General features: G+C 36.3%; 11 protein-coding genes. 6 read left to right on the top strand and 5 right to left on the bottom strand.

Annotated features, from left to right (window positions below; all coding sequences use genetic code 11):
• The first annotated feature begins 461 nt into the window (after window positions 1-461).
• Window positions 462-2015 carry an iron uptake porin gene (locus tag ACN4EE_RS00640; protein WP_431704456.1) on the top strand — a complete coding sequence of 518 codons (1554 nt, stop codon included), beginning with the start codon at window positions 462-464 and terminating at the stop codon, window positions 2013-2015.
• Window positions 2016-2091: 76 nt separating this feature from the next.
• On the opposite strand, the gene ACN4EE_RS00635 is transcribed toward ACN4EE_RS00640, so the two are convergent.
• Both ACN4EE_RS00635 and ACN4EE_RS00630 read right to left on the bottom strand, forming a co-directional pair.
• On the bottom strand, window positions 2092-3027 hold the full coding sequence (locus tag ACN4EE_RS00635) for an RluA family pseudouridine synthase (RefSeq protein WP_431704455.1): 936 nt from the start codon (window positions 3025-3027) through the stop codon (window positions 2092-2094).
• 89 nt (window positions 3028-3116) lie between these two features.
• Entirely contained in the window at window positions 3117-4274 is a 1158-nt protein-coding gene (locus tag ACN4EE_RS00630) for a sugar phosphate nucleotidyltransferase (protein ID WP_431704454.1), read from the bottom strand.
• Window positions 4275-4473: 199 nt separating this feature from the next.
• Here ACN4EE_RS00630 and ACN4EE_RS00625 point away from each other — a divergent pair, with 199 nt between their 5' ends.
• Window positions 4474-4947 carry a hypothetical protein gene (locus ACN4EE_RS00625; protein ID WP_431704453.1) on the top strand — a complete coding sequence of 158 codons (474 nt, stop codon included), beginning with the start codon at window positions 4474-4476 and terminating at the stop codon, window positions 4945-4947.
• Between the two features lie 13 nt (window positions 4948-4960).
• On the opposite strand, the gene ACN4EE_RS00620 is transcribed toward ACN4EE_RS00625, so the two are convergent.
• The gene (locus ACN4EE_RS00620; RefSeq protein ID WP_431704452.1) at window positions 4961-5845 is read right to left on the bottom strand and encodes a hypothetical protein; all 885 of its coding nucleotides are present in this window, start codon (window positions 5843-5845) and stop codon (window positions 4961-4963) included.
• A 108-nt stretch (window positions 5846-5953) separates the two neighbouring features.
• Window positions 5954-6682 carry a Tic22 family protein gene (locus ACN4EE_RS00615; RefSeq protein WP_431704451.1) on the bottom strand — a complete coding sequence of 243 codons (729 nt, stop codon included), beginning with the start codon at window positions 6680-6682 and terminating at the stop codon, window positions 5954-5956.
• 429 nt (window positions 6683-7111) lie between these two features.
• Between ACN4EE_RS00615 and infB the strand changes: the two genes are divergently transcribed.
• The 3 genes from infB (at window position 7112) to ACN4EE_RS00600 (ending at window position 11877) form a co-directional block, all read left to right on the top strand.
• Window positions 7112-10132, top strand: a complete 3021-nt coding sequence (infB, locus tag ACN4EE_RS00610) for a translation initiation factor IF-2 (protein WP_431704450.1) — start codon at window positions 7112-7114, stop codon at window positions 10130-10132.
• A 131-nt stretch (window positions 10133-10263) separates the two neighbouring features.
• Window positions 10264-11199 carry an NAD-dependent epimerase/dehydratase family protein gene (locus ACN4EE_RS00605; protein ID WP_431704449.1) on the top strand — a complete coding sequence of 312 codons (936 nt, stop codon included), beginning with the start codon at window positions 10264-10266 and terminating at the stop codon, window positions 11197-11199.
• Between the two features lie 243 nt (window positions 11200-11442).
• Window positions 11443-11877, top strand: coding sequence for an NUDIX domain-containing protein (locus tag ACN4EE_RS00600; protein WP_431704448.1), 435 nt, complete (start codon window positions 11443-11445; stop codon window positions 11875-11877).
• 195 nt (window positions 11878-12072) lie between these two features.
• Here the strand turns inward: ACN4EE_RS00600 and ACN4EE_RS00595 are convergent, their stop codons facing one another.
• A complete protein-coding gene (locus ACN4EE_RS00595) occupies window positions 12073-12402 on the bottom strand; it encodes a hypothetical protein (protein WP_431704447.1) in 330 nt (109 codons plus the stop codon).
• 56 nt (window positions 12403-12458) lie between these two features.
• On the opposite strand from ACN4EE_RS00595, the gene aat reads away from it, so the two are divergent.
• Entirely contained in the window at window positions 12459-13037 is a 579-nt protein-coding gene (aat, locus tag ACN4EE_RS00590; RefSeq protein ID WP_431704446.1) for a leucyl/phenylalanyl-tRNA--protein transferase, read from the top strand.
• Window positions 13038-13175 lie beyond the last annotated feature (138 nt).

Below are 13175 nucleotides of genomic sequence, written 5' to 3'. Positions count from 1 at the left end.
ACATACTACACAAACTAAAAAGTGTTCAATTTTCACAATTTTTACTCAAAAACTGAGCATTTTTTACTAAATTTTATTTAAAACAACTTTGTAATTATATGTTGATACAAAGCCTCAAAACCTTGATTTTTGTCATTTATTCACTCTTCCCTTTTCCCAAATCCGCTCTTCCCTCTCTTCATCAAAATACTTTTTCAGCAAACCCTAAGTTACAAAGCAATAATCAACAGTCCTCATTAACTATTGATTTTTTTTATTAATAAATATCTCTAAGCATTCCTAAAAATGGGGTGTAAATGCTTATTATACCGTTTGAAAAGCATTATTTTGGCAAATGTATAATATAAAAATTCAGATTAATTTCTACAATCTTGTTGCTTTTTATTTGCAATTATTTGTTATCTTGGTTATACTTTATTGAAAAATTCATTCAATAATTAAAAATTCACTGTGAGGATTTTATGTCATTACATCTCAGAAAAATCTCCGTTATGGGGATTGTCTCTGCATTGATGGCTTCTGCTGTCGGTGCGATCGAAGTACCTATGGATATGGACTCAGAAATGAGTCAAGTTACATCTGTTTCCCAATTAAGAGATGTATCGCCTACAGATTGGGCATTTGAAGCCTTGAGAAGTTTAGTTGAAAATTATGGTTGTATTGTGGGTTATCCCGATCGAACCTTTCGAGGAAATCGAGCTTTGAGTCGTTATGAATTTGCAGCAGGATTAAACGCTTGTATGCAACAAATGGAACGATTAATTGCCTCAAGTCAATCAGTAATGAGGGAAGATATTGAGAAACTTAAGCGATTAATGCAGGAATTTGAAACAGAATTAGCGACATTGGGAGCAAGAGTTGATAACCTAGAAGGAAGAGTAGCCTTTTTAGAAGATCATCAGTTCTCTACCACCACAAAACTGAGTGGAGAAGTGATTATTAGCTTGGCAAATGCCTTCAATTCAGATACGGGTAGTTATGGCGGTTTGACAAAACGGGCAAATGCCGTCAATGAAAATCAAGCCGTGTTAGCTAATCGGGTGCGTTTAAATTTTGATACCAGTTTTACGGGGAAAGATAGACTAAGAGTGCGTCTTCAAGCTGGAAATATTCAGGCTTTTAATCAAAATACTGACATGACAAGATTAGGCTACGATACCAATACAAATAATGATGTCGTATTAGATGATTTATTTTATCGTTTTCCTATTGGTAACAAAGTGACAGCTTTTGTCGGTACAAATGCGATGAATATTGACAAGGTTTTTGATGTGGGGAATCCCTATTTAGAAAGTGGAGGCACTGGTGCTTTAACTCGCTTTTTACGACGTAATCCTCTAGTATTTCGTGGACCTGAAGGTGCCGGGGGCGGTGTTAAAGTTAAACTTAATGATCAATGGAATTTTAATACTCTTTATGTAGCACGAAATGGCTCTAGTCCAGAAGAAGGAAAAGGTTTCTTCAACGGTGCTTTTAGTACAGGAGCTCAAATTGTCTTTTCGCCGACAAAAACTCTTAAATTATCTGCCACTTATCTTTATACCTACGAGCCTGAAGGAAATGTCAATATCACCAGTAGTACTGGAAGTCCCAGAGGAAATAATCCCTTCGCAGGAAGTGCTTTAACTGCTAACAGGGTAGGTTTACAAGGAAATTGGAGAATTACAGACAAAGTTCATGTCTCTGGTGGAGGAGGTTTTGCCTCTGCTGATAACCTACAACGACAAGCTACAGGAGTTGGCTCAAGAAGTAGTACTGATTTATGGACATGGGCTGGGAATATTTCTTTCCTTGATGTAGGAAAAGAGGGAGCTATCTTATCCCTACTTGGTGGTATGCCTCCTAAAGCCTCTAACGATCGAAATACCTCTTATACGATCGAATTCCAGTATAAATATCCCATCACAGACAATATCTTAATTACTCCGGGGGCGTATGTGGTACTCAATCCTAACCATGATAGTCGCAACGATGCTATATGGGTAGGAGCATTAAGAACTACTTTTAGATTCTAGTTGCCCCTCCCTTTTGTTTTTAAACCTTATTCTTATTTTAAACGATCACTATTCGATCGTTTTTTTTTTGCAAAAATCAGGACTTATTATGAATAGTTCTCAAAATTCTTAATAATTTCTCCATCTCAGGGGGTAAGGGAGCGATCGACTCAATAAATTCTTGTGTAATAGGATGAGTTAAAGTTAGTCGAAAAGCGTGTAAGGCTTGTCCCGTCAAATTGACACCAACGGAGTGACCAGCACTATACAAGGGATCACCGACAATAGGATGTTTAATATAACTAGCATGAACTCGTATTTGGTGGGTTCTCCCTGTTTCTAATTGAAACTTAATCAAACTATAATTACCTAATCTTTCTTCTAGTTGCCAATGGGTTACAGCTTCTCTACCACCTTTTTCCACAGGCACAACTGCCATTTTTTTTCGATCGACTGGATGCCTTCCGATAGGTAAATTAACCATTCCAGAGTCTTCTTTGGGCGATCCATATACCACCCCAAAATATTCACGAGTGGCGGTTTTCGCCTTGATTTGCCCCTGTAAACTGCGTAAAACTGGCTCTGTTTTCGCCACTACCATCACTCCAGTAGTATCTTTGTCTAAGCGATGCACGATACCGGGGCGCTCTACTCCTCCAATGCCTTGTAAATCAGGACAATGGGCTAATAAAGCATTGACTAAAGTGCCGTCTTGATGTCCGGGGGAAGGATGTACCACAAAGTTAGCAGGTTTATTGATAATGATTAGGTATTCGTCTTCATAGAGAATATTTAGGGGTATAGATTGGGGCATTACCGATGAAGTTATAGGAGGTGGAATGTCAATATTAATCACATCCCCTGATTTTAAAATCGTCTTTTTTTGAAGGCAAATTTCCTGATTTAATGATACTTGTCCTTGTTCGATGATTTTTTGTAGTCTCGATCGAGATAAATCTGTAATTCGATCGGCTAACCATAAATCCATTCTTTCACCGCCGTCGGTGACTATTAATTCTAAGTGATTGTCCATTAATAATTAGGGGTTGCGCACCATAGTCTTTAGATGAGAGGAGGTAATAGGTAAAATATGTTCATTCTTAATTCTTCATTCCTCATTACTTAAGAATTATTAACAATCTCTGCAATCAGTGGATTCTTTTGAGAAGTTTCCACTAAATCTTTACGAGTATCTGTAATTAACCAGTCAATAGCGGCGGCTTGAACATCGATGGCAATACCGTTTTTGTCAACACAATAACGACCAAATACCAGTTTATCCACTAAACGCACCCCTGATCCTAAACGGGAATACTCAAAAATAACACTATTATCAACAGTAGCATCTTCACAAATCCAACAGTTAGGACCGATCATACTCGGACCCACAATTTTTGCTCCATCTTCGATGTGAGTCATCGCACCGATATAAACAGGAGGAGTTATATCTACTTTATCCCAATTTACTGACACATTTAACCCCGTATATACTCCCTGTTGAACTTCTTTACCCGGTATTTCTACATTTTTAACTTCCCCCTTAAGGACCGATCGAACTGCCTCCCAATAATCTGGTACTTTACCGATGTCAACCCATTCAAATTCCATATTCACAGCGTAGAAAGGTAAATTTAATTCGACTAATTTAGGGAATAACTCACTACCAATATCATACTCTTGACCTGCTGGAATATAATCTATAATTTCTGGTTCAAAAATGTAAATCCCTGTGTTGATTTGAGTGCTTAATGCTTCTTCTATAGAAGGTTTTTCTTGGAAAGCTAAAATTTTATCATCCTCATCCGTTACTACTACCCCATAGCTAGAGACTTCCTCTTTCGGTACAGATTTTGTTACTACTGTTGCGATCGCACCTTTCTCCTTATGTTTTTTGACCACTTCCGTCAAATCCAGATCAATTAAAGCATCACCACATAAAACCACAAAAGTATCATCAAAAAAAGGATTAAATTCTTGAATTTTCTTTAACCCTCCTGCCGAACCTAAAGCCTCTCCCACTAATTCACCATCCACAATGCGCCCTTCAAAAGAATAACCAATTTCTACCCCAAAACGTTGTCCATCTCGAAAATAGTTTTCAATTTCTTCCGCTAAATGACTGACGTTTACCATTATTTGATTAAACCCATGTTGCCTTAAAAGTTCAACGAGAAACTCCATTACGGGTTTTTGCAAAATAGGGATTAAAGGTTTAGGGATAGTATGAGTAATAGGACGTACACGAGTTCCCTTCCCCGCAGCCAAAATCATTGCTTTCATAATAGTTTTTACGATAAAAATTTATTTAAAATCATATTTTAAGATACCACTAAAACAAGAAGCATTTTATTTCTAGCTTCTCAGTTACAATATAGCAATTATTGTTATGATCAATAGGAAATAGGCTCTCTTGTAATGGTAAAAACGGTTTTTGATACACGCTATAATTATTAAACAATTTGAAATTATTAGTAAGATTATGTCACAAGATAGATTAGATAGATTAGAAGCCTTAGCAGATAAAATTTTACAAGGTTTAGCACAAACGAAACAAACAACGGATCAACTTGTACAAGGTTTAGAGCAAACAAAACAAACAACGGATCAACTCGTACAAGGTTTAGAGCAAACAAAACAAACAACGAATCAACTCGCACAAGGTTTAGAGCAAACTAGACAACGAACTGACTCTAATGCTCGTGCGATCGAAGCCTTAACTAATCAATGGACAGAAGATCGTAAACAATGGGAAAAAGACCGAGAACAATGGGAAAAAGACCGTAAAGGGTTATATTTACTTTTAGGTCGCTTAACTCGTTCTATGGCAGATTTTTATGAAATACAATCAGACTTTTATAGTCGTTTTGACCAAATAGACGATCGACAAGCTAAAATTGCTGAGATTTTGCGAGAATTAAGAGAAGAGGAAAATCAATCAGAAAATCAAGAATAATACAAAAATGTCCTTATTTTTTTAACAATGGTAAAACTTCAAAAATGTCTTGAATGACGGTAATTCCTTGTTCTTGTAAAGAATCTTGAAAATATTGAGGTGATAAAACTCTATTCAGATATTGAGGAATTTGATCTGTAATGATTTTAGCACTATTATTTTGAATAATAAATTTCAGATTATTAGGGTCTAATAAATAAACAATAATCGACTTATTTTGTACTTGATTTAAAGCCTTAATAAATTTTTCAGCATCAATATTAGAACAATCATTTATACTAATCAAAATGACTTCTGTGGACTCATGATCTCTTAATATTCCTAACAAAAAGTCCCAATCAATATCAATAAATTTTTCGTTACCGACATTAAGAACGATCGAAGTACCTAAATTATGTTTTTGTAAAAATAAAGCGATTTCAGTACTAATAATCGCATCGCCATAATTAATCAGTGCGATCGAACCAGAAGTATATAAATCAGCATTACTGACTCCCCAACAAAGTTTTTCAGGGATTAACATTCCCCCTTGAGAAGCCCCTAATATTTGTACCTCTTGATTTTTAGCTTGTTGCCATAATTTCATCAAATCCAAAGGCGGTATCTTTTCACTATAAATAATCAGTTGTTTTATACCCGCTTCGATCGCTTCTAAACCTGCATTTAAGACATTATAAGGATGACTAAAAATTAGAGAAGTTTGGATATTTGGATAAGCAGTTATTGCCTCTGTAACTAAATCAAAAATAAGGATATTTTCTATTTGCTCCCCGATATATTGATCCCCAATTCCTGCCATAATATCTTGATTATCTAAATTTAGTTCTTGCAGATAAGACAATGCTTTTGGTTGATCAATTCCTTGTATTAATAATGCTCGATCGAAATTCCAAATCATAGACAATTAGGGATTGTTTTAATATTACTTATTACCTATTACTTATTACTTATTACTCATTACTTATTACTCATTACTTATTACTTATTACTCATTACTCATTACTCATTAGTTCTGGTTGGGGGCATTAGCGCGTAAAAAGTCGATCGACTCCTTAGAAGGCCACAAAACAATTTTCGTTAACATTTCATCATTACCCTCTTTTAAGGCTTCTAATACACCCTCTAAAATCACTACATCAATTTTGACACTACCTGCTAAATCAGGTTGTGCTTTTTTGAAATTGTCCACTAATTGTTGTACTTGCTGTTGATCAAAGAAAAAGGGAATTACTTCTTGATCATTTTGTTTAATCGTTAAATAACCCTGATCATCTCCTGCTTTAGCCACGAATAAAGGCACTCCAGACTGATATTGATTATTTAATTTTTTTGCCTGTTCAACTTGAGCTTGAGTAGGTACATAGGCAAAGATAACAGGTTCTTTTTCTTTAGCATTTGCTTCCGCTAATTCAAAGATTTCGCCTAGTGACACAGGGATTACTTGTACTTGATTTCCTAAAGTTGGATTATCTTTTTTTAATCGATCGACAAAACTATTAGCATCCTGTTTACTGATAAATACTCCTGCCACTTTCGCATTTTCTTCATTAGAGGCAATCAAAGGCGCACCTTGAGCATCAGCAATCGTAAAAACAGGGATCGGACGAAGTTTCTGAATGATCACCTCTTGGGGTAAAGCTAACAATTTAGTGGTATTCGTTAACCAACAACCAATAACGGTAGCTCCAATTAAACTAACATTTTTAATTTGAGTTAATAAGGATTTATTTTTCATAAGGTTGAAAGAAAGATAATAAATATTTATATTCTGTGGGAAAGACGATTATTTGAGATGGATAGTTTCAAGTCAAAACCATTTAATCAGGATCGAAGATTATTAAAATCTTTACTAGGTGACGCTTTTGGTGGAAATGATTTATTCTTTCCCAAAAAAGATTCCCGTGCTTTTTCCCACTATATCACTTGATTTCAGAGTTGACATTTTTTTTAAATATCCCTCACCTTTATTAAATAGATCAGAATTAAATATAATAGGATTTACACAGTTAAATTTAATCAACAGGATTCTACACCTAAAACCATAATAGCAGAGCAATATCAATTCTTCTGTTATTCACTAAGGTCGTAAATTCTAATAAAATGTAAAATCTAACTAAAATTAGTAAAAACAGTTATAATATAGTACAATTAGGGCAATTTGTGGATGAAAAACGGAAAAGTAAGAATATACGATTTATCAAAAGAACTTGAGTTGGATAATAAGGACGTATTAGAAATATGTTCTCGTTTATCGATCGATGTGAAGAACCATAGTAGTACTATCACAGAATCTCAGGCTGACAACATCAAAGAAGTAGCAAAAAACTATCCTATGACCTCTGTTAATAACCAAGTCAAAAAGACAACAACAACCCACCATAAAGAACAAAAAAATTTAGCATCACCAGAATTGAAAACTAAGAATAAAAAGCAAGAAATTCTTGCAGTATATAGCAGTCATCAGTCTTCCACCGAGGGGAAAGAGCCTCCTACCTTATTAAGCCCCCCTCGTCCTCAAATGCCCTCATCTTCTGATTCAGTGGCGAACAATAATAGTTCTCAAGGTACATCTCCTAAAACAACATCTCCTAAAACTCTTATCACTGCCAGTAAACCAACTCTAAAATCTCCTCCTTCCGTGCCTCAACGCCCTAATGAGTCTCAAAAAAGTAACAATTCTTCTGATGATGGTGGAGCAAAAAAACCCCCTGTTGTCTCTATAAGTGAAGAAGACAAAAAACCCCGTCCCAAAATCGCCAATAATGGGAATAAAACTAATGCCCCTCGTCGAGGTAATAAAAATAATCAACGACGGAAAGATTTTGACAGTCCAGAAGTCGCAAAAGAGCCTACAGAAAAAACTGTGAAGCCTCCACGTCCTTTAGTGGCGAAAGATGATGCCACAGAAAAAGAGAATTTAAAAGCGACTCCGAAACCTAAATTACATCGACCACCTCAAAGACCAGTTGCTATTGTTGAACCAGACTTAGATTTAGACGAGGAAATTGATGATACTGCAGTAGCTTCAACTGATGATGATTTTGATGCAGAACCAATTTTATTGGAAAAACCCAAGCGCATTAAGCAGAAAATTAAGAAACCTTTGGAAAAAGGCGAAACTGCCGTATGGGATGATGATGACGATAGTAAAGAAGCTAAAAAAACAGCTAAGAAACGCCGTTCACTGCTCATTGATGACGATGATGACGATTTAACGGACTATTTAGATGATGATGATGCTGATAATGAGTTCCTCAATTTAGCCTTAGCACGTCCTGAGAAACAGGTTAGTCAACAACCTAAACCCCCTGAAAAAGCTCGATCGCCCCGTAAACAAAAACCTAAATTAGACAAGACTGAGTTCAAAGTTGATAAAAAAGTCAAGGCGGAGAAAGAACAACCCCCTGAATTTATTGTTTTAAAACAAAGTCCTACCCTCAGAGAATTAGCGGATTTACTCAAGACACCAGACACAGAAATTATCAAACTCTTATTCTTTAAAGGTATTGCGGTTAATATTACCGAAACTCTTGATCTGGAAATTGCCAAAATCGTGGCTTCCGATTTAGGAGTAGAAGTGATTACCGAAGAAGAAAAAGCCAGTGCTAAGAAAACTGAGATGATCACAGAAACTGATCTTGATAGTCTTCAAAGTCGTCCTCCCGTTGTTACCATTATGGGTCACGTTGATCACGGTAAAACTACCCTTTTAGACTCTATCAGAAACACAAAAGTTGTACAAGGAGAAGCAGGAGGCATTACTCAGCACATTGGAGCTTATCATGTGGATGTGGAACATGAAGGCAAAACTCAACAGATTGTATTTTTAGATACCCCCGGTCACGAAGCCTTTACCGCCATGAGGGCAAGGGGTGCAAAAGTAACCGATATTGCGGTGTTAGTAGTTGCGGCGGATGACGGCGTAAGACCTCAAACAAAAGAGGCGATCAGTCACGCCAGAGCGGCGAAAGTTCCCATTGTGGTAGCCATTAATAAGGTGGACAAACCCGACTCTAATCCCGATCGAGTTAAACAGGAATTAGTGGACTTACAATTAGTACCCGAAGACTGGGGCGGTGATACTGTCATGGTGCCTGTTAGTGCTTTAAATGGGCATAATTTAGACACTCTCTTAGAGATGATCGTTTTAGTGGCAGAAATGGAACAACTATCCGCTAATCCCGATCGAATGGCAAAAGGTACAGTTATTGAAGCTCACCTCGATCGAGCCAGAGGTCCTGTTGCTACTTTATTAGTACAAAATGGTACATTGAGAGTAGGAGATGTCATCGTAGCAGGTTCAGTAGCAGGTAAAATTCGGGCAATGATTGACGATCGAGGCGATAAAGTTGAAGACGCAACTCCGTCTTTTGCGGTGGAAGTATTGGGCTTAAATGAAGTACCAGCGGCAGGAGATGAATTTGACGTTTACAAAAACGAAAAAGAAGCCAAAGCCATCGCCGAAGCCCGTGCGCAAGAACGTCGAGATACCCGTTTACAACAAGCCTTATCCTCTCGCCGTGTAACATTAAGCTCTTTATCAGCACAAGCTCAACAAGGAGACTTAAAAGAACTAAACTTAATCATCAAAGCTGATGTACAAGGTTCGGTGGAAGCGATTTTAGGCTCTTTAAAACAACTTCCTCAAAAAGAAGTACAAATTCGAGTCTTGCTTTCGGGTGCAGGAGAAGTAACAGAAACCGACGTGGATTTAGCTGCCGCTAGTGGTGCTGTCGTAATTGGATTTAACACAACTTTAGCCCCTAACGCTCGACAAGCCGCCGAACAGGAAGGAGTGGACATTCGGGAATACAACGTAATCTATAAATTGCTCGATGAAATTGAAGGGGCGATGGAAGGATTACTCGATCCCGAAGAAATCGAAGAAAGCCTTGGGGTTGCTCAAGTTCGTGCGGTATTTGCCGTTGGTAAAGGTGCTGTGGCTGGTTGTTATGTTCAATCTGGAAAAGTCCTCAGAAACCGCTTTATTCGAGTGATTCGCAATGGACAAATTGTCTATAACGGTAACTTAGATTCTTTAAGACGGGTTAAAGATGATGTCAAAGAAGTTGCCTCTGGGTTTGAGTGTGGTATTGCCGTTAATAAATTTGCTGATTGGCAAGAGGGCGATCGCATTGAAGCATACGAAATGGTGTTTAAACGCCGTACCCTTTCTCAAAAGTAAGAATTAAATGAGGAATGAGGAATTAACACCGACTGATTATTTTCTGATGAGGTTGGGCTTAATATATTAAGCCCCTACGTTCCTCATTATTCATTATTCATTATTCATTATTCATTATTCATTACTTAAATATGCGTATTCTAATTATGGGGGGGACTCGTTTTATCGGTGTTTCCCTGACAAAAATTCTTGTGGCTCAAGGACATGAAGTTGTTTTGTGTAATCGTGGCAATAAAGCTACTCCCGTGGAAGGTATTGAACAAATACACTGCGATCGAAAAAATTTACAACTATTAAAAGACAAACTGAAAGGACAAAAATTTGATGCGATTTTCGATAACAATGGAAGGGAATTAAGTGATACTCAACCTTTGGTAGAATTGTTCAAGGATCAGGTTTCTCATTTTGTTTATGTTAGTTCGGCAGGAGTATATTTACCATCGGAAGCAATGCCCCATCGAGAAAATGATCCCGTTGACCCACAAAGTCGCCACAAGGGGAAATATGAAACAGAACAATATTTAGCGAAAGAGGGGATTCCCTTTACTTCTATTCGCCCTGTTTATATCTATGGTTCGGGCAATTATAATGATTTAGAGGCATGGTTTTTCGATCGAATTGTGCGCAATTTCCCCATTTTAATTCCTGATGGTGGCTTACACTTTACTCAATTTGGTCATGTAGAAGATTTAGCTATTGCTATGAGTAAGGTTTTAGGCAATTCTAAGGCTATAGGACAAATATACAATATTTCGGGCGATCGATACGTCACTTTTAAAGGATTAGCGCAAAGTTGTGCTTTAGCAGTGGGCAAAAATCCCGAAGAAATTGAGTTAAAATACTATGAACCTAAGAAATTTAATTTAGGAAAAAGAAAGGCTTTTCCCATTAGAACTCAACATTTTTTTACCGATATTTCCAAAGCTCAAAAAGATTTAGATTGGCAACCTAAATATGACTTAATTTCGGGTTTAAAAGAATCTTTTGAAAACGATTATTTAGCTTCGGGTAGAGATAAAATTGAGGTGGATTTTAGTCTCGATCGAGAAATTCTAAGTCAATTATAATCATCAAAAAAGGGAAGAGGGAAGAGAGAAGAGAGAAGAGAGAAGAGAGAAAAGTTAAGATTTTTAGTTATTTTCAACAATTAATAAAAAATGTCAAGTTAAATGTGTTTTCGCTTATTAACTACTTGAAAAATTCAGAGTTCAATTTATTGAACGAGAAACTGTTAGACGTGTAATTTATTAACACCTTTAATTCTTAATTCTTAATTCTTAATTCTTAATTCTTAATTCCTCATTCAAAAGATGATAAATTACCGAAATCCTGCGCCAACGGTGGATATAATTATTGAATTGATCGATCGACCCCATCGACCTATTATATTAATAGAGCGTAAAAACGAACCTTTTGGATGGGCGATTCCGGGGGGATTTGTGGATTACGGGGAATCGGTGGAAAATGCTGCGCGTAGAGAAGCCCTAGAAGAAGTCAGTCTTAAGGTTAATTTAGTTGAGCAATTTCATGTTTACTCTAATCCAGAACGAGATATAAGAAAACACACCATAAGTATAGTATTTATTGCCAGCGCCATTGGACAACCAAAAGCTGACGATGATGCCTTGAATTTAGGTGTTTTTAATGTGTGGGAAATTCCCTCAAATCTTTGTTTTGATCATGATGTAATTTTAAAAGATTATTTACGTTATCGTCATTATAATATTCGCCCTTCCATAACCTAAATTTACTTAAATTTGAGATAAAATTTAGGCTAAAAATGTCCTCTTATCTTCATTATTATTGATAAGCTAAGACGTATTTAACTTACACTTTTTATTGAGTCTTGAAAATAACTAAAATTCTTAACTCTTCCCTTTTCCCTATTCCCTTTTCCCTATCTTCATCAGTAAACTTAAATGCAAACTAGCTTAGTGATTTTATCCTCCGCAACAAGTGTTAATACCCATACTTTTGAGAATTAAATCACTTACAGCGTTAGCAATGGCAAATTCACTATAAAAACTTTTCTGAAAATCAAAAGATTGCATTTCGGTTACGATCGCAATGACAAGTGAGCCTAAATCATTTTCACCCTCTAACCGTTGACGGATAAAAATTTGAGAAGCCCTAGAAGCAATAGTATCGTTAATCACTTCAGGTATAAATTCATCGTTTAACCATTGACGTAAAGCGGTTTCTAGCCACTGCTGTTCGAGTTGAGGATTTTCTATGGGTGGTAAAACAATAGGAGGAATTGGTTGAGACATGATTAAATATTATATAGCTTTCCTTTATTAGAAATTATATATTTAGTTCATCAGTTATGATAGATATTCCATCTATTATTCAAGGTTATGCCCACGGTAATTTTTTAATGGCTGACGATCATCAGCAGTTAGGATGGTATTCTAGCAACCAAAGAACTTTAATTCCCCTAGACGATCGTTTTCGTTATCCTAAATCACTACAAAGGGTATTAAATCAAAATGTGTTTTCTGTAGCTATCAATCGAGATTTTTTAGGGGTTTGTAAGGGGTGTGCTGATCGAGATACTACTTGGATTTCATCGGAATTAATCGACATTTATCAGCAATTAAACCAAGCAGGATGGGCTTATAGTTTTGAAACATGGCAGGATGATAAGTTAGCTGGAGGAATTTTAGGTATTGTGATTAGGGGTGCATTTATTGGAGAATCGATGTTTTTTAATATCCCCAATGGGTCTAAAGTTGCTATGGTAAAATTAGTGGAGCATCTTCGATCGCAAAATTTTGTTTTATTCGATGCTCAAATGCAAAACCCTCATTTAGAAAGATTTGGCTCTTATATTATCGATAATCGGGAATATATGAAACTTTTAGCAAAAGCCCTTGATAACCAGTGTAGTTTTATCAATGAATAATATAATGTCTATTTCGATCAAACTCAGGTAATTAAGGTTCGATCGATCGACTCTACTTTACGATCTAACTTGTGATAAAATAATAGCCACCTGCATTAGTATAAAACATTGTAAAATAATTTTTACTGACTTATAGAA

It is taken from the genome of Geminocystis sp. CENA526 (genome assembly GCF_050753365.1).
Lineage (GTDB): Bacteria > Cyanobacteriota > Cyanobacteriia > Cyanobacteriales > Cyanobacteriaceae > Geminocystis.
Note: the sequence above shows the minus strand (reverse complement) of the source record. Positions and strands in the feature narration are given on the sequence as shown.

Coding starts and splice junctions, on each gene's coding strand:
- ACN4EE_RS00640 (WP_431704456.1), top strand. CDS start 462: ATGTCATTACATCTCAGAAAAATCTCCGTTATGGGGATTGTCTCTGCA.
- ACN4EE_RS00635 (WP_431704455.1), bottom strand. CDS start 3,027: ATGGACAATCACTTAGAATTAATAGTCACCGACGGCGGTGAAAGAATG.
- ACN4EE_RS00630 (WP_431704454.1), bottom strand. CDS start 4,274: ATGAAAGCAATGATTTTGGCTGCGGGGAAGGGAACTCGTGTACGTCCT.
- ACN4EE_RS00625 (WP_431704453.1), top strand. CDS start 4,474: ATGTCACAAGATAGATTAGATAGATTAGAAGCCTTAGCAGATAAAATT.
- ACN4EE_RS00620 (WP_431704452.1), bottom strand. CDS start 5,845: ATGATTTGGAATTTCGATCGAGCATTATTAATACAAGGAATTGATCAA.
- ACN4EE_RS00615 (WP_431704451.1), bottom strand. CDS start 6,682: ATGAAAAATAAATCCTTATTAACTCAAATTAAAAATGTTAGTTTAATT.
- infB (WP_431704450.1), top strand. CDS start 7,112: ATGAAAAACGGAAAAGTAAGAATATACGATTTATCAAAAGAACTTGAG.
- ACN4EE_RS00605 (WP_431704449.1), top strand. CDS start 10,264: ATGCGTATTCTAATTATGGGGGGGACTCGTTTTATCGGTGTTTCCCTG.
- ACN4EE_RS00600 (WP_431704448.1), top strand. CDS start 11,443: ATGATAAATTACCGAAATCCTGCGCCAACGGTGGATATAATTATTGAA.
- ACN4EE_RS00595 (WP_431704447.1), bottom strand. CDS start 12,402: ATGTCTCAACCAATTCCTCCTATTGTTTTACCACCCATAGAAAATCCT.
- aat (WP_431704446.1), top strand. CDS start 12,459: ATGATAGATATTCCATCTATTATTCAAGGTTATGCCCACGGTAATTTT.